This is a genomic window from Austwickia sp. (assembly GCA_016699675.1).
Lineage (GTDB): Bacteria > Actinomycetota > Actinomycetes > Actinomycetales > Dermatophilaceae > Austwickia.
Genome location: CP064985.1, coordinates 4,107,387 through 4,129,294 on the forward strand (window position 1 = coordinate 4,107,387; position 21,908 = coordinate 4,129,294).

Below are 21,908 nucleotides of genomic sequence, written 5' to 3' on the forward strand. Positions count from 1 at the left end.
GCGAGGTTGGCGGTGTACCGTCAAGGCCGTGCACTTCGTCATCATGGGCTGCGGACGCGTGGGTTCCGCGTTGGCGCTGGCGCTGGAGAAGCAGGGCCAGGATGTCGCCATCATCGACCGGGAGGCGGCCTCCTTCCGCCGGCTCGGCCCGGACTTCGAGGGGCGCCGGGTGACCGGCATCGGCTTCGACCGCGACACCCTCGTGCAGGCCGGCATCGAGAATGCCTACGCCTTCGCTGCGGTGAGCAGCGGCGACAACTCGAACATCCTCGCCGCACGGGTGGCCCGCGAGACGTACGGCGTACAGAACGTCGTCGCCCGCATCTACGACCCGGGCCGGGCCGAGATCTACCAGCGCCTGGGCATCCCCACCGTCGCGACGGTGCGCTGGACCGCCGACCGGATGATCCGGCGGCTCATGCCGCACGGCGCGGTCCCGCAGTACACGGACCCGAGCGGCAAGGTCGTCGTGGCCGAGGTGCACAGCGACCCGGCCTGGATCGGCCAGACCACCGCCCGGATCGAGCAGGTGACCGGCGTCCGCGTCGCCTACCTGGGCCGGCTCGGTGAGGGCGTGATCCCCCGGACCGACACGGTCCTGCAGGACGGCGACATCCTCAACGTGCTCTGCGAGGCCAGCCGTCTCGACGAGGTGGAACGCCTCATGGACCGGGTCCCCCCGACCGACTGACCAGCCAGCACAGGCCAGAGAGGAACGAAGCGGATGCGCGTCGTCATCGCCGGGGCCGGCAGCGTCGGCCGCTCCATCGCCCGGGAGCTCATCAACAACGGGCACGAGGTGCTGCTGGTCGACCACAACGCGGCGGAGGTCCAGCCCAGCCGGGTCTCGGACGCGTCGTGGCTGCTGGCGGATGCCTGCGAGATCTCCGCGCTCCACGAGGCCGGCCTGGAGAACTGCGACGTCGTCGTCGCGGCGACCGGGGACGACAAGGCCAACCTCGTGGTGTCGCTGCTGGCCAAGACGGAGTTCGGGGTCCCCCGCACCGTGGCGCGCGTGAACAACCCGAAGAACGAGTGGCTGTTCGACGAGGGCTGGGGCGTGGACGTGGCGGTATCGACGCCGCGGCTCATGACCGCGCTCGTCGAGGAGGCCGTCAGCATCGGCAACCTGGTGCGGATCTTCGAGTTCCAGCAGAGCGGCGCGACTCTCGTGGAGCTGACCCTGCCGGGCGACTCGCCCTGGGCCGGCCGCCTCGTGGGCGACGTACCCTGGCCGCACGACACGGTGCTGACCTGCATCGTTCGGGAGCAGCGGGCCATCGCACCCAGCCGCGACGACCTCCTCGAGGTGGGCGACGAGCTGCTGCTGGTCACCTCACCCGAGGCGGAGCAGGAGCTGGAGTATCTGCTCAACCCCAACGCGGCCCAGCCCGTCGTCGAGTAGCGGGGCGAGCGACCCGGCTCAGGCCTGCGCGGCGGGACCGACGGGGTCGACGGGGTCATCGAGGGGCGTGTGCCCCCGGGCCAGGATGGCGGCGATCGCGGCGATCACCGCGACGTACGCCGGCCAGCCGAGAACGAGCTTGGCGATGCCGAGCAGGGCGACCTCACCCGCCAGGTACATCGGCAGCATGATCGCCACGCGGGCCAGGAACAGCCCCGCCAGCACCAGCGTCAGCCGAGCGGCGACGCGCACCGTGCCCGCGTGCATCCGCCACTGGGTGAGCAGCGAGAGCTCCACGTTCTCGGGGTCCTCCGCCAGCCGGGGGTCGGCCGCGGCCACCACGAACCCCACGACCGGCCAGCGCGCGACGACGGAGGCGAGGAAGCCCACGCCCAGCGCCGCATTCCACAGGATTCCGGGCAGGAAGGCGTCCTCGGCCTTGCCCGAGCGCAGGGCGAAAACGGCGGCGATCGCGGTGACGAGGACCGAGGACAGGGCGTACTGCAGCGTCTGTCGCTGGGCCAGCCGAAGCAGGGCCGCCAGCACGATGGTCACGCCGGCTGCGACGAGCGCGGCCCGCAGGTTCTCGCGCCAGGTCCAGACCGCGACGAGCGCGACCGTGGGCAGCGCGGCCTCGATCGCCCCGCGCCAACCGCCGATGACCTGCTCCAGGCGCTGCCGCAGCATCGCCTCGACGGTGGCGCCGGGCTCAGGCGCCATGCGTGCGCGGCATGAGTTCGTACTGGGGGTTGAAGATCGTCGGCGTGCCCTTGCGGTAGGTGACCCGACCCCGCACCTTCATCCGCGTCCCGGTCTGGACGCCGCGGATCTCGCGCCGGCCCAGCCAGACGAGCGTGATGGTGCCGGTCCCGTCGTACAACTCGGCGATCAGCGCGGGCACCTTCCCGCGCGGCGGCAAGGTCAGGGTGCGCAGCTCACCGCTCACGTCGGCCAGACCCCGGTCCACCACGTCGCGGATCCGGGTGGCGCCCACGGAGACGGCGTGTTCGGTCAGCGCCGCCGCGTCGGCCTCTTGGGCCGCGTTGGCGACCCGGTGGGTCAGGCGGGCCAGGAAGCCGGCCATGGCAGCACGCTCCTCAGCGAATCTCGGTGATCTCGGGGCCGCGCTCGAACGGCTTGAAGTCATCGACGGTGGGCGGCTCCGTCGCCTCCGGCTCCCCCTCCATGCTCGAATCGACCAAGTCCTTGGGCAGGCGCAGCGGCAGCATCTCGCGGGGCGGTCGGGCGTCGTCGCCACGCACCACCACGGAGCGCCGGATCATGTCGTAGAACGGCTCGGCCGGCGGCGCCTCCGCGGCGGCCGGACCGGTGAGCACCCCACGCAGGAACCACCGCGGGCCGTCGACCCCGATGAAGCGCATCTGCTGGTAGACGAGCCGGCCGTCCGGGCCCCGCGAGGGCAGCCGCGTCACCAGCTCCCGTCCGAGCGGGCCGTCCTGCTCGTCGGCCTCGCCGCCCCGGGCGGTCACCGAGTCCGCGATCTCCCCGCGGATCAGCCGCCAGATCCCGCTCGTGCGCGGGGCCGCGAAGGCCTGCACCTGCATCGCGCTGCCGTCCAGCTCCGTCGTCACCGCCTGGACGTCGGAGGTCTGCGGGTCGATCTCGATCCGCAGTTGCGCCCCGGCGACGAGGCCGAGCCACACGCTGCCCAGGTCGATCCGATCGCCCAGTTCCCCGTCGACCTCCGAGCGGTCGAACGGCCCGGTCTCCTCGCGGTCCACCGTCGGCTCCTCGGCGACGGCGCCGACCGGGTCGGCGCCGGGCAGCGGGTCGGCGGCGGGAGCGTCGTAGTCCTCGCCGTCGTACTCCTCCTCCAGCCCCAGGTCGTCGGTCACGACGACCCGTCGCCCCACGGTGTCCTCGCCCGCGCGCCGCTTGCGGCGGAACAGTGCCATCTCGTCTCCTCCAGGCCCGCCGCGCGGACCGCCTCGCCGTCGGCCCGCCCTGCGGACCCCTCGCCGGCCCGCAGCGCGGGCCGTTTCGCGTCGATCGACCGGGCCTTGTGCCACCCGGGTCACGTCCTAGTGTGCCCGTCCCGCAACGCCGCTGGCGCCATGCCCGCTCGCGCCGCGCTCGCTGGCAGGCAGCTTCGCCACCTCGACCAGGCGCGCGTGCGCCACCTTTTGGACGACGAGCTGGGCGATGCGGTCGCCCCGGTGCAGGGCGATCGGGTCGCGGGGGTCGTGGTTGACGAGGTTGACCATGATCTCGCCCCGATATCCCGAGTCGATGGTGCCCGGGGCGTTGACCATGCCCAGCCCAAGCCGGGTGGCCAAGCCCGAGCGCGGATGCACCAGCCCCACGTAGCCGCGCGGGATCGCGACGGCCAGGCCGGTGGGAAGCAGCGTGCGCTCACCCGGGGCGAGCACGGCATCCGCTGCGGCGTACAGGTCCAGGCCCGCGTCACCGTCCCGCGCGTACGCGGGCAACGGAAGGTCCGCGGCGAGGCGGATCACCTCGACGCGGACCTCGTCAGGTTCGCTGGTACGGCGCCGCCGCGCACCGGGCAGCGCGCGCTTCCTCAGCTCGCGCACTCGGAGCAGACCGGCTGGCCGCCGACCTCCTTGGCGAGCTGGCTGCGGTGGTGCACCAGGAAGCAGCGGGAACAGGTGAACTCGTCCGCCTGCTTGGGGATCACCCGGACGGACAGCTCCTCGCCCGACAGGTCGGCCCCCGGCAGCTCGAACCCCTCGGCCTGCTCGGTCTCGTCGACGTCGACGCTGCTCGACGCCTTGTCACCGCGCCGCGCCTTGAGCTCCTCCAGCGAGTCCTCGCCGAGGTCGTCGTCGTCGGTCTTGCGCGGTGCGTCGTAATCGGTCGCCATCGAATGCTCTCCCTATCGGCCTGGTGCGGAACCATGGCGCCGCAACACGTCCCGGCGCTCCCCTGGGCGGATCTCCCCGAGTCCAACGCGCCGGCGGTCCATTCTGTGCCCGGTCCAGCGGGATTGTGCCCTATTACCGCCCGGGATTCACACTCGGGGGGTGGTGACGTCCGTCCCGTGTCGCCATGCGGACGTTTGACACACATCCCCAGCTCAGTTGGGGCGAACGACTGTTCATTCGGGAGAGGTCGCTGCGCGGGCCCGCAGATACGCGCCCTGCACCAGCTCGGTCAGCTGGGGCGCGACCGAGGACGGGGCGGCGAGTACGCCCCACGGCCGGTCCGACCCGCTCGACCAGGTGCGCACCTGGGCGCCCGCCTCGGCCGCCACGAGCCAGCCGACGGCCACGTCCCAGGCGTGCACGCCACGCTCGGCGTACGCGTCGACGACGCCCGAGGCGACCGTGCACAGATCGAGCGCCGCGCTGCCGCCGCGCCGGATGTCGCGCACGGCCGGCAGGATCTCCAGCAGGGCGAGCGCCTGCTCGCGTCGGACGTCCGCGGCGTAGCCGAATCCTGTGGCCAGCAGGGTCATCGACACCGTGTCGACGGCGGTGCAGGCCAGGGCCCGGTCCGGCTCGCCGGACCGATCGCGCAGGTGGGCACCGCCCCCGGCGTACGCGTGATGGATCTCACCCGTCTCGGGGTTCGCGACGGCGCCGGCCACGGGGCGCCATGCCCCCGGTCGCGTGGGGTCCCCCACGACCGCCGCGACCGAGACGGCGTATTCCGGGCGACCGTAGAGGTAGTTGACGGTGCCGTCGATCGGGTCCACCACCCACGTCACCGGACTCGGGGTCGCGCTCGTGCCGCGGGCCCGCGCGATCCCCTCCTCCTCGCCGAGGACCGCGTCATCCGGCCGCTCCGCGGCGAGCCGCCGCCGCAAGTAGGCCTCGCTGGCCCGGTCCATCACCGTGACGACGTCGGTCGCCGTGGATTTGGTCCCCACCTGGTCGGCGAGCGCCGCCCGCCGGCCGGTCCGCACGAGTTCGCCCGCGCCGAGGGCCAGGTCGACGGCGAGGTCGCGCAACCCGGGGAGCTGGGCCCGCAGGTCGTCCGGAACGTCAGGGCGACCGGCGTCGAGATCGGGGACCGCCGTCATCGGGTGTCGTCGTCCCGACCGGCGACCGCGGGTCGCGGGCCGCGCGGATTGGGGCAACAGCCCGGCTGGCACACCGCGGGCAGCAGCTCCCCGACTTTGGGCCAGCTCGGGCGGCGCGGTTCCTCGCCGCGCGCCTCCGCGGCCCGTTCCAGGAGCAGGTCGACGAGGCCGGACACGAATTCGGCGTCCTGGCGGACCGTCGGGGTCCGCACGAACGCGACGCCGCAGCGCCGCGCCGTGGCCGCCGCCACCTCGTCGAGGTCGTAGACGACCTCCATGTGATCAGCGGTGAACCCGATCGGCGCCACGACGACGCCGCGGTAGCCCTGCTCTGCGAGTTCCTCGATGGCGTCGCTGATGTCGGGCTCCAGCCAGGGCTGCGTGGGGGGACCGGAGCGGGAGCAGTAGGCCAGGCCGTGCGCGATGCGGACGCCGAGGGTCGCCGTCGCCTCGTCGGCGATGGCCGTGGCCAGCCGCTCATGCCACCGCAGGTAGTGCCCGCCGGGCGGGGGTCCCGAGGACGCGTTCAGGTCGATCGGGATCGAGTGGGTGACGAACAGCAGGCGTACGTCGGAGGCCGGCAGCCCAGTGGTCGCCAGCAGCCGCCGAAGGCCCTCGGTGGCCAAGCGCGCATTGGTGGCCGAGAAGCCGGGATGCAGGGCATAGGGCCGGATCCGGTCGATGACCAGTTCGGCTTCGGAGCCCGTCCCGGCGCCAGAGCCGGCGTCGATACCCGCTACCGTCCGGGCCGCGGCGAGGTCCTCCCGATAGGCGCGGCACCCCGAATAGGACGGGTAGGCGCTGGTCGGCACCACGACCACGCGCCGGTACCCCAGCTCCTCGACCTTCGCCAAGGCCCGGGCCGTGAAGGGCTCGGCGAACCGGCTGCCCCAGAGCACCGGCCGCATCAGGTCGCGCCGGGTGAGCTCCTGCGACAGCGCCCGCACCAGCGATCGGGTCTCGTCGTTGATCGGGCTGCGTCCGCCGCGGTCGAGGTAGTGTCCCGCGACCTCGTGCAGGCGCTCCGCCGGGATGCCGCGGCCGCCCGTCACCCGTTCCAGGAACGGCACCACCTGATCCGGCGCCTCCGGGCCGCCGAAGCTGTGCACGAGCACGGCGTCGTACGGCGCGAGAGCATCTCGCGGAGCGCTGCTGCCCATGCCTCTCCTCGTCCGATTCGCTGCCTTCCTCACGCTACCGGGCTGGGACCCCAACCCGCGCGGGCAGCGTGGCAGGTAGCCTGTGCTCTCGAGTTCTCTCGACGCTGCCCTGTCGAGATGACCGTCGATCACGCGGCGCCCGAGGGGCGGACGCCCGACCGGCGCGCCCGTTACCACGACGCGACCGGGCGTGGCAAAGTCGAGGGCGCGCGATCCCACCCTTGCTGAGAGGCCACCCATGCAGGACCTGCACCTCATCGGAGTCCATGAGGACGGCGAGCATCTCCTCCTCGGCGACGGCACCGGAAGCGAGTTCCGGCTGCGGCTGGACGACGCCCTGCGCCGTGCGGCGCGGCACGAGTCGAAGCCCGCACCGGAGAGCGGCCAGGCCTCGACCGCGCACGGCCCCCGCGAGGTCCAGGCGATGATCCGCGCCGGCGCGAGCTCGGAAGAAGCGGCGGAGCGGGCGGGCTGGTCCCTCGACAAGGTGCACCGTTTCGACGGTCCCATCCTCGCCGAACGCGGTCACATCGCCGCGCAGGCGGCGCAGACGAGACTGCGCGGACGGTACGGCGAGGCGGGCGCCACCCTCGCCGAGCGGGTGCTGGACCGGCTGCACGCGCGCGGCGTGGCGGCCCAGTCGTTGACGTGGGACGCCTGGCGCACCGAAGACGGTCAGTGGACCGTGGTCGCGCGCTTCTCCGCCGGTGGCCGGGCCCGCGAGGCGACGTGGTCCTACCTGCGCCAGAGCGGCACCGTCCATGCCCTGGACGACGAGGCGCTGTGGCTGGCCGCCGAGGACGAGCCGGAGTCCCCCATTCCGCGGCGGCACGGCCGGCCCGAGCATGGCCGAGCGGACGATGGCCGAGCGGAGCATTCCCGCGAGGACCGAGGCTCCGGTGGGGCGCACGAGGCGGCGCCTGCGGTGGCTCCGCCCCGCGCCCCCCAGCCGGCAGGCGGTGGCGACATCGCGGCGCGTCCGGAGAGGGCCCACCAGCCGACCTCCCCCAGCCCCGCTGGCCAGGCCACCTCGTCGAGCCAGGCGGCCCGCGTGAGCCAGGCCGGCCGCGCTGGCCAGTCCGCTCCGGCGGTCGCCCGACGCCGCGTCGGGTCCCCCGCGATGCCGGCCGAGCCGGAAGGGGCGCATCCGGACGCGGATCTGGACGACGCCAGCCGCGGCGACGACGACCGTCAGGGCCACGCCGCCCCGTTCGAGGTTGAAGCGCACGAAGACCGATTCGACCTGATGGACTCGGTCCGGCAGCGTTCCAGTGCCGGGCGCCGCCGAGGCGGGGTCGTCCGCCGCGCTCATCGCGTCGAGGCGACACCGGGCGCGCCCGCGTCACCCGCCGCGCTGCCGCCCGCGGCCGGAGTGACCGGGGATGCCGCGCTGCCGCTCGCGGACCTCGGCTACGACCCGGAGACCATGGAGCCGCCCCCGGGCGCCCACAGCGACCCCCAGCCCGACGGCCCCGACGGGCGCCCGGAACCCCCGGCGGCCGTGGCGGCCCAACGGCCCAAGCCGAACCGCACCCGGCGTACCACCAAGGTCGCTCCCCCGCGCAACCGTCCCGCGGGCAAGGCCGAGCCCGAGCCGGCGATGCCGGCCCGGACCAAGCGCCGCCGGCCGGCGGCCTTCCCCGGTGCGCTCGAGAACGATCCCGGGGCCGAGGGCGCGGCCGATGGTGGCGCGGATGAGGCGGTCGGCGAGGGCGCGGTCGCCGGTACGGCGGTCGTGGCTGCGGTCGTGGCCGAAGATGCGGTGGCCGCCACCGTCGCCCCCGACGACGCCGCCGTCAAAGCCCATGACGCCCTCGACGACGCCGACGGCCCCGACGACGCCGCGGCGACGACGCGGCCGGGCGACCTGTCTGACGATTCTGAGGCGACGGATGACGCCGCCCTGTCCGCCGACGAGCCGGTGGACGTCACCCAGCCCCAGGTCGTCACCGAGTCCGAGGACGTCACTGAGCTGGACGAGGCGGACCAGGAGGAGGACGCGCGGATCGCTGCTGGAGCGGCGGAGGGCCCCACTGCCAGTGACGACGCCGTCAGCGAAGACGCCGCCGGCGAGGACCCCGACGAGCAGTCTCGCCCCGTGGTGGGGGGCGCCCGGCCGTCCGTGGCATCGGACACCGTCAACGAACCCCAGCTCCCCTTGGACGACAACGCGGCGGAGGCGAAGCCGGAGCCGGCCGCTGCGGAGGACGACGACGCTGCTGAGCAGGAGTCCCGCACGACCGAGGACGAGCCCAGCGCAGCGCCGGCGGCCGACACCGCGCCCCGGGAGACCGCGGCCAAGCCCGCCATTCCCAAGCCGGGGCCCCCGCCGGGCAACCGCAAGGGCCGGCCGAAGGGCCGGGCCAGCGTGCCGAGCTGGGACGACATCATGTTCGGCAGTCGGCGCGAGTAGCGCGCGGTTCGACCCCACAGCGGGCCGACTCTCCGTCTCGCCGACCGCCAGCCGCGCAGCCGTCGAATCCCACAGCCGCGGGGCTTCGCCCGCTCGTCCTCGCCGAGCCTGCCGTGGGCCTAGCGGCGCCTGCGGGTACCCTCCCGCGGCGCCACGCTGAGCAGCGGCACGGTCATCTCCTCGGGCGTCACCGAGCCGTGCACACCGAGCAGCGACAGCAGCGTCCGCCCGTGCCGGCGGGGATCGACGACGGCCACCTGGCCGAGGCAGGCGATCACGATGTCGCCGATGCGGGCGGAGACCCGGTCGGTCACCGGGCCGAACCAGCCCTCGTCGAGGACCTGCTCCCGGGTCCGCACGTAGGCGTCCGGCCCCAACCGAGCGCGCCAGGCCGCAGCGACGTCGAGGACCGCGCCGGGCTCGACGTACAGCATCGGCGCCCGCGGTTCGCCGCCCAGGTGCCGCACGCCGTGGTCCAACTCGGGTTCCGCGGACAGGTCGATCCGGGACGCGAACGGGACGTCGACCATCCCGTGATCGGCGGTGATGTGCAGCGCGACGCCGGCCGGGAGGGAGCCGGCGAGCTGGCGCAGCGCCGCGTCCGCCTCCTCCAGCGCGAGGCCCCATTCCAGCGAGGCGCACCCCCGCTCGTGTCCGGTGCGGTCGACCTCGCCCCAGTAGAGGTACACCAGCTGGCGGGGGTTCTCCCGCAGGGCCGCGAGGGCCGCCGGGACGCGCTCGTCGGGCTTGTCGGCCGCCCGGAACCGCGCGCCGCGCAGGGCCGAGCGCGTCAGTCCGGAGGCGTCGAAGTAGCCCGGCCCGATCATCGTCGCCGGCACCCCCGCGGCGACGAGCCGCTCGAAGACGGTGGCGCTGGGCTGCCAATCCTCCGGCACGGGACCGTCACGCCAGCTGAGCTCGTTGAAGACCCGGTCCTCCTCCGGCACCAGGACGTCGTAGCCGACCAGCCCGTGCGCGCCTGGCGGGAGCCCGGTGCCAAAGGTGCCCATGCTCGTCGCGGTGGTCGACGGGAAGCCCGCGTCGAGGCGGCGGGCCTCGCCCAGCAGCGACCGCAGGTACGGCGCGTGTCCGCCGCGGCGGACGAGCAGTTCGTAGCCCAGTCCATCAACCAGCACCACCAAGGCACCCCGCGCCGGCGGCAGTTCCAGGGCGCCGACGTCGGTTGGCGCCGGGGCGGACATCCTCGAGAGGGGCGCCGGTACGCCGAGCGAGGCGGCGACGGCGGGCAGGACGCCGGCCAGGCCACCAGGACCGTACGCCGGGCGCCCCGGCCCGCCCGAGCCCGGCGTACGGTCGTGCCGTTGCTCCCGACGCTGGTCAGCGGCCTCGGTACCGGTCACGGCAGCGCTCAGCGCGCCGTCGCGGCCTGGAGGGCGTGGGCGAACACCATCGCCTCGCGCAGCTTGGCCTCGCCGTCGGCCACGGAGCTGATGCGCAGGCTGATGTCGTCGGCGGTGAGGGTCCCCTCGTAGCCGTGGTCGGCGTCGCAATTGGGGTCGCCGCAGGTGGCGGGCAGCAGGTCGACGCGGCTCACCGAGCCCCACCCGATCGTCACGGTCACCTCGTGGCCGAGCGCACCGCGGCGGTACTGCCCCGGGTCGGCCACGACGTGCGTGAGCATGACCCCGCGCACCCCGCTCAGCGGCACCGACTCGGTCGTGGCGGTGACGGTGGCGACGGGCCCGTCCTCGTCGGCGTGGTCGTCCGCATGGGCCACGACGAGCCGCGAGGGGGTGAGCACGAGGACCGTGACGTGCCGGCGGACCGTGTCGTGGTCGAACGTGGTCTCCTGGTGCACGAGGTGCCCGCTCACCCGGTCCCCGGCGATCGCCGTCGCCACGACGTCACAGACGAACGCCGGGTAGTAGCCGGCGTCTTCGATGCCGCGATGCAGATCGGCGGGCAGGGCCATCTCGCCGGCGGGGCGTCCTGGGTGGTTCATGTGCCCATTTTGACGTATCAGGTCAGGGCCCTGCGCCCGGCGTCCTGGCGTTGCGGCGCCGGGGCCACCACGACCCGGGCCCCGAGCACGTCGGCCCCGCCGGGCCAGGCGTTGATCGGGATCAGTTCGAGGGTGTCCAGCTCGGGCGTGTCGTCGGCCAGCGCGGCGACCCGCAGGACGAGGTCCTGCAGCGCCTCCAGGTCGGCCGGGGGCTGGCCTCGGTAGCCCTGCAGCAGCGGAGCCGCCCGCAGCGACAGGATCAGGTCGCGCGCGTCCACGTCGGACAGCGGGGGGATCCGGTGGGTCGTGTCGCCCAACACGTCCGAGGGCGGCCCGGTGACCCCGAAACTCACGACGGGGCCGAACAGCGGGTCCTCATGCGAGCGCAACACCGTCGCGACGCCCGGGGTGGCCATCCGCTGGACGGCCAGCTGCGGATCCTTCCACGAGGACAGCCGGGCGGACAGGCTCTCGTGGGCGTCCCGGACGCCCGCGGCCGAATGGATGTCGGTGCGGACGCCGACCATTCCGGGCAGGTCGCGCACCCCGTCCGCGAACGCGCGGACGACCACGGGGTAGCCGAGCGACTCGGCCGCGGCCACGGCCGCGTCGGCGTCGGGGGCGGGGATGGCCGGCCAGGGCTCGATGCCGTAGGCCCCCAGGAGCGAGATCGCCTCCTCCTGCGTGAGCTGCCGTCCCTCGGGGGCGGATTCGAGGACACCCTCGACGAGGGCCCGGGCCGCCGCTCGGTCCAGTCCCGCGGGCCGCACCATCTCGCCGTGGTCGGCGGCCTTCCACTGGGCGTAGCGGGTCATGGCGGCCAGCGCGGCCACGCCGTTCAGCGGGGTCTTGTAGAGCGGGATGATCCGGCGGCCGTGGTCCCCGGCGCTTCGACCCGGCTCGCCGGCGCGCCGGAGGGCTAGGGAGACGTCGCGCATCCCGACGAACGAGGCGACGCACGGCTTTTCCCGACGCCACGCCGCATGCGCCAGGGTGGTGGCGATCATCTCGTCGGAGGCCCGCATCGGCGGGGTGAGCGCCACCACGACGCTGTCGACGTCGTCCGCCGCGAAGACCTCCTCGACCGCGCGCTGCACGGCCCGCACCTCGCTGAGCAGCGGCACGAACACGGGCTCGTGTTCCACCCGCAGCCCGTGCTTGATCGCCGCCTCCACGACCAGCTTGTTGAGGCCCTCGGAGTTGCCCACGATGCCCACCCGGTTGCCCGCGGGCAGCGGCTGGTGCGCGGCCAGTTCGGCGACGTCCATGAGCCGGTGCACCGAATCGACGCGGATGACCCCGGCCTGGTCCAGGAGGGCGTCGAAGGCGGCAGGGGTGACCTGGGCGGCCCGGACGCGGTGCCCGGGAGCCACGGATCGGGGCGTGACGGATTGGACCCCGATGATGGGTTTGATCAGCGACAGCTGCCGAGCGATCCGGCTGAACTTGCGCGGATTGCCCATCGACTCCAGGTAGACCCCGACGACCTCGGTGCTGTCGTCGTCGATCCAGTACTGGAGCATGTCGTTGCAGGAGATGTCCACCCGGTTGCCGGCGGCGATGAACGTCGACAGGCCGAGGCGTCGGCGCGCGGCCGATGCGGTCATCTCCATGCCGACGGCACCGGACTGGGAGAACAGGCCGAGATTGCCGACGGAGGGCGGTACCCGGCCGATCGTGGCGTTGAGCAGGACATCCGGCGCGTTGTTGACGAACCCGAAGGACAGCGGGCCGATCACGCGCATCCCCGCCGACCGGGCGATCTGCAGGAGTTCGGCCTGCCGCTGCTCCCCCGCCGGGCCCGACTCCGCGAACCCGGACGAGATCACGCACACGGCCTTGACGCCGCAGGAGGCGCAGTCGCGCACGACGTCGAGCACCGCGTCGCCGCGCACGGCGATGACGGCCAGGTCGACGGGGCCCGCGATGTCGCTGACGCGGGGATACGCCCGGAGCCCGCGGACCTCCTGGACCTCGGTGTTGACGATGTGCACCCGACCGGTGAAGCCGCTGTCGAGGACGTTGTCGAGCACCAGGCTTCCCATGGCGTCGGGGCGGCGGCTGACCCCCACGATCGCCACGACCTCGGGCCGCAGCACGTCCTCCATGCTCTCGGCCTCGGCGCGGTGCTCGCGGGCCAGGCTGACGGCCGCGGAGCGCGCGGTCTGCTCGATGGTGAACTCGACGGCGATGACGCCGTCGTCGAAGTGGTGGCTGACCTCGTAGCCGGCGTCGGTGAAGACCTTCATCATCTTGCGGTTCTGTGGCAGGACATCCGCCACGAATCGCGTGACGCCGTGCTCCTGGGCGACCGCGGCGAGGTGCTCCAGGAGCACCGAGCCGACGCCCTTGCCCTGGTAGGCGTCGGAGATGTTGAAGGCCACCTCCGCCGTGTGCCCGTCCTGCAGCCGGTCGTAGCGGCCGATGCCGATGACCGCGCCGCGCACGGTGACGACGAGCGCCGCCCGGGAGTCGTAGTCGACGTGGGTGAACCGGTAGAGGTCGCGGTCGGAGAGTTCCTTGATCGGCGCGAAGAAGCGCAGGTAGATGGACTCTTCGGACTGTGCCTGGTGAAAGCGCTGCAGCTCGCGGGCGTCGGCGGGAATGATCGGCCGCACGTGCGCCAGCGACCCGTCGCGCAGCACGACGTCGGCCTCCCACCGGGCCGGATAGTTGCCGGGGACGACGACGGCGTCGACGTCGGGTTCGCCATCGCCGTTGCGCGGCGCTGCTCCCGGCACGGTCTCGACGTCGGGATCAGCCAACGTCACGGCCTGGTCGGAGTCCGTCATGTCGTTCATCCTCACTGCGCCCGGCGGGCATGGTCAACGACCTGACGAGGGGGTCGCGGTGACTTCCGGCACACGGCGTACGAGCCGGTGGAACCGGAAAACACCGCAGGTCGTACGCCGGGTGCTCGACAGGATCCAGGGTACCGGCCCGCGCATCCCTACGGGGACGAATGACCACGCAAAACAGACTCAAACAGGCTCTTGCATGTGCCTGTTTGTGTCCGATAGTGTGGGTCGCGCGGAGGCAGTTTCCACCGGCAGGAGCAACGATGCACCAACACGAGCGGCATCACCTGATCGTCGAGCGGGCGCGCACGAACACCCGCATCGAGGTCGCCGCCCTGGCCGAGGAGATGGACGTCACACCGGAGACCGTCCGCCGGGACCTCACGGTCCTGGAGCGCCGGGGGCTCGTCCGCCGCGTGCACGGGGGCGCGGTCGCGGTCGAGCGGTTGGGTTTCGAGCCGACGCTGGATGTCCGGACCGGGCATCGGGCTGCGGACAAGCGCCGGATCGCCGAGGCGGCCCTGACGTTCGTCCCCGAGTCCGGCAGCCTGCTCATCGACGCCGGCACCACGACCATCGGCGTCGCCGAGGGGTTGCCCCAGGAGCGCGAACTCAACGTGCTCACCAACTCGTTGCCCATCGCCGCGGTCATCGCGCGCCGACCGGACATCTCGCTCTACGTCCTCGGCGGTCGCGTGCGCAGCCGCACCCAGGCGACCATCGGCACCTGGGGGCTGGAGCCGCTGCGCGACGTGCACATCGACGTCGCCTTCATCGGCACCAACGGCGTCTCCCTCGACGCGGGGCTCACGACCCCGGACCAGGCCGAGGCCGCGATCAAGCGGGCGATGATCGCCGCCGCGGCGCAGGTCGTGGTGCTGGCCGACTCCAGCAAGATCGGCGCGGCCCACTTCGCCAAGTTCGGGAGCTTGGCCGAGGTGGACGTGCTCATTACCGACGCCGGCACCGACGCCGACGTCCTCGACGAGATCAGGGCCGCCGGCCCGGAGGTGGTCCTCGCATGATCGTCACACTCACCCCGAACCCCAGCGTCGACCGCACCATCACGGTGGCGACCCTGACCCGCGGCGCCGTCCAACGCGCCACCGACACCCGGATGGACCCGGGCGGCAAGGGCATCAACGTCTCCCGCGCGCTGGCCCTCAACGGCGCCGCGACCACGGCGATCCTGCCGGTCGGCGGCGGCCACGGCCGCATGATGCTGGAGCTGCTCGCCGAGGCGGGAACGCCCGTGCGGACCGTCCCGATCCGCGGCGCCATCCGCGCCAACGTGGCGATCGTCGAGCCGGACGGGACCACCACCAAGGTCAACGAGCTGGGTCCGGTCCTGGACGAGGCCGAGATCGAGGCCATCCTGGCCGCCGTGGCCGACAGTTACGACCCGTCCGTAGCCTGGGTCGTCGGGTGCGGGAGCCTCCCGCCGGGCATGGCCGACGGCGTGTACGGCGACCTGGTGCGCCGCGTCCACGACCGCGGCGGCCGCGTGGCCATCGACAGCTCGGGCGCCCCCCTCACGCAGGCGATCCCCGCGGGGCCCGACCTGATCAAGCCCAACCGCGTCGAACTCGGCGAGTTGGTCGGGCGCGACCTGAACACCCTGGGCGCCGTCGTGGATGCCGCCCGCGACCTAATCGCCGGCGGCATTGCGGAGGTGCTGGTCTCGCTCGGCCGGGATGGCGCCGTCCTGGTCACCAGTGACACGCTTGCGCTGGCAAGCGCGGCCGTGACCCGGCCGCTGTCGACCGTCGGTGCCGGCGACTGCACCCTGGCCGGCTATCTCCTGGCCAGCGAGCGGGGCGACACCCCCGCCGAGGCGCTCGCGACGGCCGTGGCGTTCGGCGCCGCCGCCGTGGCGCTGCCCGGCAGCGAGGTGCCCTCGCCCGCACAGGTGGCCGCCGTCTCCCCCACCGTCACCACGACGCCCGACCTGGCAACCCCCCTGACCGACTGACGACCCGGCCGGCGCCCCTCCGCCGCGGCGGAGGACCCCACGCCGCCGGTGGATACCCACCCCGTCTCGACCCTCGAAGGAGATTCACCCCATGTCCCTCATCACCGCCCAGCAGGTCCTGCTCGAGCTGCCGACCGGCGACCGCGCCCAGGCCACCCGCGCCCTCGCCCAGACGCTGCTCGACACGGGCCGCGTCACCGACCTGGACCAGTTCCTGGTGGACGTCACCAAGCGTGAGGAGATCATGGCGACCGGCCTGCCCGGTGGCATCGGCATCCCGCACTGCCGCAGCGCGGCGGTCGCGCAGCCCTCGCTGGCGTTCGGCCGTTCGACGAACGGCATCGACTGGGGCGCCGAGGACGGCCCCGCCACGCTGGTCTTCCTCATCGCGGCGCCCGAAGGCGGCGGCGAGGACCACCTGGCGATCCTGGCCAAGCTGGCGCGCAAGCTCATGCGCGAGGACTTCAAGGCCTCGCTGCGCACCGCCGCCTCCGCCGACGAGATCGTGGCCATCATCGACGAGCAGGTGGTGAACGCGTGAAGCTCGTCGGGGTCACCAGCTGCCCGACAGGCATCGCGCACACCTACATGGCGGCCGAGGCCCTGGAGCAGGCCGCCAAGGCGGCCGGCCACGAGATGGTCGTCGAGACCCAGGGCTCCGCGGGCTCCAGCCCGCTCGACCAGTCGGTGATCGACTCGGCCGATGCCGTGATCTTCGCGCACGACCTCGAGGTGCGTGACGCGGGCCGCTTCGCGGGCAAGCCCACCGTGGATGTCGGCGTCAAGAAGGCCATCAGCGACGCCCCGGGGCTCGTGGCCCAAGCCGTCGCGGCGGCTGAGGCCAGGGTCGCCGGAGCCGGCGCCGCAGCAGGCGGTACGTCGAGTGCCGCCGGTCCCCTGCACTTCGTCGGGGTGACGAGCTGCCCCACCGGGATCGCCCACACCTACATGGCGGCGGAGTCGCTGGAGCAGGCCGCCAAGGCGGCCGGGCACACGATGACCGTGGAGACCCAGGGGTCGGCCGGCTCGGAGCCCATCAGCCAGGCCGACATCGACCGGGCCGACGCGGTGATCTTCGCCCACGACCTCGAGGTGCGTGACGCGGGCCGCTTCGCGGGCAAGCCCACCATCGACGTCGGCGTCAAGAAGGCCATCAGCGACGGGCCGGCGCTCATCGCCCAGGCCGCCGCGATGGCCGCCGAGCGGCGCGCCTCGGGCGGGACCGCCGCGAGCACCGCCGCGGCACCCGCCGCCGGGGCCGGACTGGCCACCAAGGCGGCCGCGGACGACGCCCACGTGGGCACGAAGATCCGCCAGTGGCTGATGACCGGTGTCTCGTACATGATCCCGTTCGTCGCGGCCGGCGGCATCCTCATCGCCCTGGGCTTCATGCTGGCGCAGCTGTTCGGCGGGGACCACGGCGCCATCGATGTGACGGCCAAGTACGCGCTGACCGGCGGGAAGGAGGGCGTCACCAACCTGATGACGGACTTCAGCCCCGGCAACGGGATGCACTGGGCCGCCCTGCTCTTCCTCATCGGCGCGGCCGCCTTCGGCTTCCTGGTCCCGATCCTGTCCGGCTTCATCGCCTTCGGCATCGCCGACCGCCCCGGCCTCGTGCCCGGCATCGTCGGCGGCGCCATCGCCTCGACCATGGGCGCCGGCTTCCTCGGCGGCATCGCCACCGGCTTCATCGCGGGCTTCACCGCCCGCTGGATCGCCGGGTGGAAGGTGCACCGCGGGGTGCGGGGCGTCATGCCGGTCATCGTGATCCCGCTGTTGTCCACGCTGGTCACGGGCGGCCTCATGATCCTGCTGCTGGGCCGCCCCATCAAGGCCCTCATGGACGCCCTCACCAATGCCCTCAACGGCATGTCCGGGTCCAGCGCCATCCTGCTCGGCGTCATCCTCGGCCTGATGATGGGCTTCGACCTCGGCGGCCCGGTCAACAAGGTCGCCTACACCTTCGCGACGACCGGACTGACCGCCGTCGCCACCTCGGCCGTCACGGACGCCCCGCAAATGAAGATCATGGCGGCCGTGATGGGCGCCGGGATGGTCGCCCCGCTGGGCATGGCGCTGGCCACCGCGCTGCGGCCGAAGCTGTTCACGGAGCCGGAGCGGGAGAACGGGCGCGCCGCCTGGCTGCTCGGGGCCTCGTTCATCTCCGAGGGAGCCATCCCGTTCGCGGCGGCCGACCCGCTGCGCGTCATCGTGGCGTCCATGGCCGGCTCGGCCGTCACGGGCGGCCTGATCATGGCCTTCGGCAGCGCCCTGCGGGCCCCGCACGGCGGCATCTGGGTCATCGCCCTCATCAACAACTGGCTGATGTTCCTCATCGCGGTGGTCGTCGGCATGGTGATCTGCGGCCTGGTCGTCATCGCCCTCAAGGGGTCCGGCGCCCGCAAGGCCGCCCTTGACTCGGGCGGCGCGCAGACCGCCGCCTCGGTCGGCGCCCTGGGCGCCTCCGCCGCCGGCTGACCACCCCGACCGCCGGCAGGCACCCCGATCACCGTTCGTGACCTGCACCGAGGGTGCCATGGCACCCAAAGGGCAGGTCACGAACGGCACCAATCCACCGCACGGCACCCGACGTACGAGCGTGGGCCGTGCGGCAGCACCCGCCGTCATCGCGCCGGACGTGCGACAGCACCCGACGTACGAGCGCCGGACGCACCACAGCACCCGACGTACGAGCACATCCGAACGCACGACATCGAACGAAGGAGTTCCGCCATGTCCACCCGTACCGTCACCATCGCCTCCGCCGTCGGCCTGCACGCGCGCCCCGCCGCGCTGTTCGTCCAGGCCGCCACCGCCACCGGACTGCCCGTGACCATCGCCAAGGCGGGCGGCTCGCCCGTCGACGCGCGCAGCATCCTCGCCGTGATGGCGCTCGGCGCCAAGAACGGCGAAGAGGTCACCCTGTCGGCCGAGGGCGACGACGCGGACGCCAAGCTGGACTCCCTCGTCGAGCTGCTGTCCCGCGACCTGGACGCGGAGTGAGTATGCCCAGCCACAGTGCGGTGGTGCACACGCTGGCGCCCAGCGCGGCGCCGGCCGGTGCGGCCACGGGCGGCGACCCGAGATGACGACGCCGACCGCGACGGGAACCCACCGCGTCATCAACGGCATCGGGGTCTCGGCGGGGACGGCCACCGGGCCGGTCGTGCAGGTGCGACCCGCCCCCGGCTACGCCGCCGATGAGCCGCCGACGCAGGACGCCGGGCTCGCCCTCGACCGGGTGAAGAAGGCCCTCGAGGAGGTCGCCGCCGGCCTGGAGTCCCGCCTCCCCAAGGCGCCCGACCACGCCAAGCCGGTGCTGCAGGCGACCGCCATGATGGCCCGCGACCCGGGCCTCGTCACCGGCATCGAGACCAAGCTCGGCGCCGGCCTCGGGGTGACCCGCGCGGTGCACGAGGCGGTCGAGGAATACTGCGCGATGTTCGAGAGCCTCGGCGGGTACATGGCCGAGCGCGTCACCGACCTGCGCGACGTCCGCGACCGGACCATCTGCCGACTGCTCGGGGTCAACGAGCCCGGCGTGCCGGACCTGGTGCGTCCCTCGATCCTGGTCGCGCTCGATCTGGCGCCCGCGGAGACGGCCACGTTGACCCCGCAGACGGTGCTGGCGATCGTCACCTCGGCCGGCGGGCCCACGTCGCACACGGCGATCCTGGCCGCACAGCTGGGCATCCCGGCCGTCGTCCAGGCCAAGGGCGTCACCGACCTCGGCGACGGCATCGTCCTCGCCGTCGACGGCGGCGTCGGCGAGGTCATCGTCGAGCCCACCGAGGCCGAGCAGACCCAGCTCGCGGAGCGGGCCCGGCGGCGCGCGGCCGCGCTGGCGGGATCGTCCGGCGAGGGCGCGACGAAGGACGGCCACAAGGTCGCCCTGCTCGCGAACATCGGCACCGCCGACGACGCCCGCTCGGCGGCGGGTCAGGATCTGGAGGGCTCGGGGCTGTTCCGGACCGAGTTCCTCTTCCTGGACCGGGACAGCGCCCCGACCCTGCAGGAGCAGACGGCGACGTACACCGAGGTGTTCACGGCGTTCGGCGACCGGCGCGTCGTCGTACGGACCCTGGACGCCGGCGCGGACAAGCCGCTGTCCTTCGCGGACCTGGGGCACGAGGAGAACCCGGCGCTGGGCCGGCGCGGCCTGCGGCTCGGCATGATCCGCGAGGATCTGCTCGACACCCAGCTCGCGGCGCTCGCGGCGGCGTACGAGGCCACCAAGGCCGACGTCCGCGTGATGGCGCCTATGGTCGCGACGGTCGAGGAGGCGGAGTACTTCGCCGCCAAGGTCCGCGCCGTCGGCCTGCCCAAGGTCGGGGTGATGATCGAGGTGCCCGCGGCGGCGCTGCGGGCCGAGCACCTGCTCTCCGTCGTGGACTTCGCGTCGCTGGGCACGAACGACCTGCAGCAGTACGCGATGGCCGCCGACCGGATGCAGGGCGAGCTCGCGGCCCTGCTCGACCCCTGGCAGCCGGCGCTGCTGCAGCTGGTCCGCGCCAGTTGCGAGGGCGGCCGCGCCACCGGCAAGCCGATCGGGGTGTGCGGCGAGGCCGGCGGGGATCCGCTGCTCGCCCTCGTCCTGGTCGGCCTGGGCGTGACGAGCCTGTCGATGGCACCCGGCCGGGTCCGCGCCGTGCGCGCGGCGCTGCGGCTGCACTCGCTCGCGACCTGCCAGCAGATGGCGGCATACGCCGTCGCCTCGCGCACCGCCGGCGACGCCCGCGGGGCCGTGCTGCGGCTCGTGGAGCCGCAGTTGCTCGACCTGTTGTAAACCACGCGTACGACGGGTGGGGCGGGCTGCCCCCCGCTCGCCACCGGCAAGGGCCCCGAGGGACGACCGTCCCCCGGGGCCCTTGGCATCCCGAATCTCCCTGCGGGGTGGGACGCGACCGGCGCGGGCATGCGAACGCCCCCGGCACCCATAGGGGCAGGTGCCGGGGGCGTCCCCGTGAGCGCGTGGCAGGCCCGCGCTCAAGGGCCGGGGATGACGGGCTCAGGGCTCGACGGTGACCTTGATCGCCTCGCCGCGCGCGACGATGCCGAAGGCGTCGAGCGCGTTGTCCAGCGGGACGTGCTTGGTGATGAGGTCCTTGACGGGGATCTGGCCGGAGGAGACGTACTGCAGGGCCGCCTTGTGGTGCCGAGGCGCGGAGCCGTTGGCGCCGTGGATGTGCAGCTGGCGGTAGTGCACCAGGTTGCTGTCGCACTTGATGATCGGGTCGGTCTTGGGCAGGCCGCCGAAGAAGCTGATCCGGCCCTGGCGAGCGGCCATGGCGATGGCCTGCTCCTGGGTGACGTTCGCCGGGGTGGCGGTGATGATGACGTCGGCGCCGCGGCCGCCGGTGAGCTCCATGATCTTGGCGACCACGTCCTCCTCGGCGGAGTTGATGACGTAGTCGGGCTGCACCGCGTCGGCGGACATCTTCAGGCGCTCGGCGTTGATGTCGACGAGGACGACCTTGCCGACCTTGTGGACACCGCGGGCGATGCGGATGTGCATGCACCCGATCGGACCGGCGCCGAAGACGACCGTGAAGTCGCCCTCCTCGATGCCGAGCTGCTCCTGGGCGTTGATCGCGCAGGCGAAGGGCTCCAGGGCGCTGGCCTCGTCGTAGCCGACGTTGTCCGGGATCGCGTTGAGGCCGTCGACCTTGAGGACGGCCTGCGGCACGATCATGTACTCGGCGAATCCGCCGTCGTACTGGTAGCCGACCGAGGTCTGGTTCTGGCAGACCTCCATCCAGCCCTTGCGGCACTCGTGGCAGTCACCGCAGGGAACGGCGGCGATGACCTGCACGCGGTCGCCGGGGGCGAATCCGCCCGTCACGTTCGCCCCGACCTCGACGACCTCGCCAGCCACCTCGTGCCCCATGGTCGTGACGCGGGTGATGTTGACGTGTCCGTTGTGCAGGATCTTCACGTCCGTGCCGCAGGTCGAGCAGTTCTTGACGCGGATCTTGACCTCGTCCGGGCCACACACCGGCTCGGGGATGTCCTCGAGTCGGACATCTTCGGGGGCGTAAAACCGCAGCGCCTTCATGGGTGCTCCTTTGCCTCGCTGGTCATGGCCCAGATGCCCCGGCCATGTCTGTTTTTGTGGGTCGCTTGCCCTAGAGTCTGCCCGATCGTGTGGTCTTTGTCAACGGAGAAGGGTTGACTCCCACAGAAACGGG

20 protein-coding genes are annotated in these 21,908 nt (G+C 73.1%); 9 read left to right on the forward strand and 11 right to left on the reverse strand.

The genetic code is table 11. The annotated features are described in order from the left end of the window. The first annotated feature begins 28 nt into the window (after window positions 1-28). Both IPK37_18755 and IPK37_18760 read left to right on the forward strand, forming a co-directional pair. The gene (locus tag IPK37_18755; protein ID QQS00787.1) at window positions 29-691 is read left to right on the forward strand and encodes a TrkA family potassium uptake protein; all 663 of its coding nucleotides are present in this window, start codon (window positions 29-31) and stop codon (window positions 689-691) included. A gap of 33 nt (window positions 692-724) precedes the next feature. Next, complete coding sequence (locus IPK37_18760) at window positions 725-1,405, forward strand: TrkA family potassium uptake protein (protein QQS00788.1); 681 nt, start codon at window positions 725-727, stop codon at window positions 1,403-1,405. An 18-nt stretch (window positions 1,406-1,423) separates the two neighbouring features. Here the strand turns inward: IPK37_18760 and IPK37_18765 are convergent, their stop codons facing one another. From IPK37_18765 to IPK37_18795, 7 genes are all read right to left on the reverse strand, one after another. After that, window positions 1,424-2,125, reverse strand: a complete 702-nt coding sequence (locus IPK37_18765) for a DUF3159 domain-containing protein (protein QQS00789.1) — start codon at window positions 2,123-2,125, stop codon at window positions 1,424-1,426. Beyond that, window positions 2,115-2,489, reverse strand: a complete 375-nt coding sequence (locus IPK37_18770; protein ID QQS00790.1) for an OB-fold nucleic acid binding domain-containing protein — start codon at window positions 2,487-2,489, stop codon at window positions 2,115-2,117. Before IPK37_18770 ends, IPK37_18765 begins: the two co-directional genes overlap by 11 nt. Before the next feature lie 13 nt (window positions 2,490-2,502). After that, the gene (locus IPK37_18775; GenBank protein QQS00791.1) at window positions 2,503-3,321 is read right to left on the reverse strand and encodes a DUF3710 domain-containing protein; all 819 of its coding nucleotides are present in this window, start codon (window positions 3,319-3,321) and stop codon (window positions 2,503-2,505) included. Window positions 3,322-3,447: 126 nt separating this feature from the next. Then, the gene (gene dut, locus IPK37_18780) at window positions 3,448-3,936 is read right to left on the reverse strand and encodes a dUTP diphosphatase (protein ID QQS03012.1); all 489 of its coding nucleotides are present in this window, start codon (window positions 3,934-3,936) and stop codon (window positions 3,448-3,450) included. 11 nt (window positions 3,937-3,947) lie between these two features. Next, entirely contained in the window at window positions 3,948-4,250 is a 303-nt protein-coding gene (locus tag IPK37_18785; GenBank protein QQS00792.1) for a DUF4193 domain-containing protein, read from the reverse strand. Between the two features lie 234 nt (window positions 4,251-4,484). Further along, window positions 4,485-5,411: an inositol monophosphatase gene (locus tag IPK37_18790; GenBank protein ID QQS00793.1), complete on the reverse strand. Its 927-nt coding sequence runs from the start codon at window positions 5,409-5,411 to the stop codon at window positions 4,485-4,487. Beyond that, window positions 5,408-6,571, reverse strand: a complete 1,164-nt coding sequence (locus IPK37_18795; protein QQS00794.1) for a ferrochelatase — start codon at window positions 6,569-6,571, stop codon at window positions 5,408-5,410. The genes IPK37_18790 and IPK37_18795 overlap by 4 nt, the downstream gene beginning before the upstream one ends. A gap of 238 nt (window positions 6,572-6,809) precedes the next feature. On the opposite strand from IPK37_18795, the gene IPK37_18800 reads away from it, so the two are divergent. Next, on the forward strand, window positions 6,810-8,984 hold the full coding sequence (locus tag IPK37_18800; protein QQS00795.1) for a DUF3071 domain-containing protein: 2,175 nt from the start codon (window positions 6,810-6,812) through the stop codon (window positions 8,982-8,984). Window positions 8,985-9,103: 119 nt separating this feature from the next. On the opposite strand, the gene IPK37_18805 is transcribed toward IPK37_18800, so the two are convergent. The 3 genes from IPK37_18805 to IPK37_18815 all read right to left on the reverse strand — a co-directional run bounded on the left by IPK37_18805 (window position 9,104) and on the right by IPK37_18815 (window position 13,739). Beyond that, window positions 9,104-10,186, reverse strand: coding sequence for an alkaline phosphatase family protein (locus tag IPK37_18805; GenBank protein ID QQS03013.1), 1,083 nt, complete (start codon window positions 10,184-10,186; stop codon window positions 9,104-9,106). Window positions 10,187-10,353: 167 nt separating this feature from the next. Next, entirely contained in the window at window positions 10,354-10,947 is a 594-nt protein-coding gene (locus IPK37_18810; protein QQS00796.1) for a phosphodiesterase, read from the reverse strand. Window positions 10,948-10,964: 17 nt separating this feature from the next. Next, window positions 10,965-13,739 (reverse strand): GNAT family N-acetyltransferase, encoded by a 2,775-nt coding sequence (locus IPK37_18815; protein ID QQS00797.1) that lies wholly within the window; start codon window positions 13,737-13,739, stop codon window positions 10,965-10,967. 269 nt (window positions 13,740-14,008) lie between these two features. Between IPK37_18815 and IPK37_18820 the strand changes: the two genes are divergently transcribed. The 6 genes from IPK37_18820 (at window position 14,009) to ptsP (ending at window position 20,506) form a co-directional block, all read left to right on the forward strand. Further along, window positions 14,009-14,770 carry a DeoR/GlpR transcriptional regulator gene (locus IPK37_18820; protein QQS00798.1) on the forward strand — a complete coding sequence of 254 codons (762 nt, stop codon included), beginning with the start codon at window positions 14,009-14,011 and terminating at the stop codon, window positions 14,768-14,770. Next, window positions 14,767-15,717: a 1-phosphofructokinase gene (gene pfkB / locus IPK37_18825; GenBank protein QQS00799.1), complete on the forward strand. Its 951-nt coding sequence runs from the start codon at window positions 14,767-14,769 to the stop codon at window positions 15,715-15,717. Before IPK37_18820 ends, pfkB begins: the two co-directional genes overlap by 4 nt. A 91-nt stretch (window positions 15,718-15,808) precedes the next feature. Next, window positions 15,809-16,258: a PTS sugar transporter subunit IIA gene (locus tag IPK37_18830; GenBank protein QQS00800.1), complete on the forward strand. Its 450-nt coding sequence runs from the start codon at window positions 15,809-15,811 to the stop codon at window positions 16,256-16,258. Between the two features lie 47 nt (window positions 16,259-16,305). Next, window positions 16,306-18,198, forward strand: coding sequence for a PTS fructose-like transporter subunit IIB (locus IPK37_18835; GenBank protein ID QQS03014.1), 1,893 nt, complete (start codon window positions 16,306-16,308; stop codon window positions 18,196-18,198). A 255-nt stretch (window positions 18,199-18,453) separates the two neighbouring features. Next, a complete protein-coding gene (locus IPK37_18840; GenBank protein ID QQS00801.1) occupies window positions 18,454-18,723 on the forward strand; it encodes an HPr family phosphocarrier protein in 270 nt (89 codons plus the stop codon). 82 nt (window positions 18,724-18,805) lie between these two features. Continuing rightward, window positions 18,806-20,506 (forward strand): phosphoenolpyruvate--protein phosphotransferase, encoded by a 1,701-nt coding sequence (gene ptsP / locus IPK37_18845; GenBank protein QQS00802.1) that lies wholly within the window; start codon window positions 18,806-18,808, stop codon window positions 20,504-20,506. A gap of 222 nt (window positions 20,507-20,728) precedes the next feature. Here ptsP and IPK37_18850 read toward each other — a convergent pair whose 3' ends face one another. After that, on the reverse strand, window positions 20,729-21,775 hold the full coding sequence (locus IPK37_18850; GenBank protein QQS00803.1) for an alcohol dehydrogenase catalytic domain-containing protein: 1,047 nt from the start codon (window positions 21,773-21,775) through the stop codon (window positions 20,729-20,731). Window positions 21,776-21,908 lie beyond the last annotated feature (133 nt).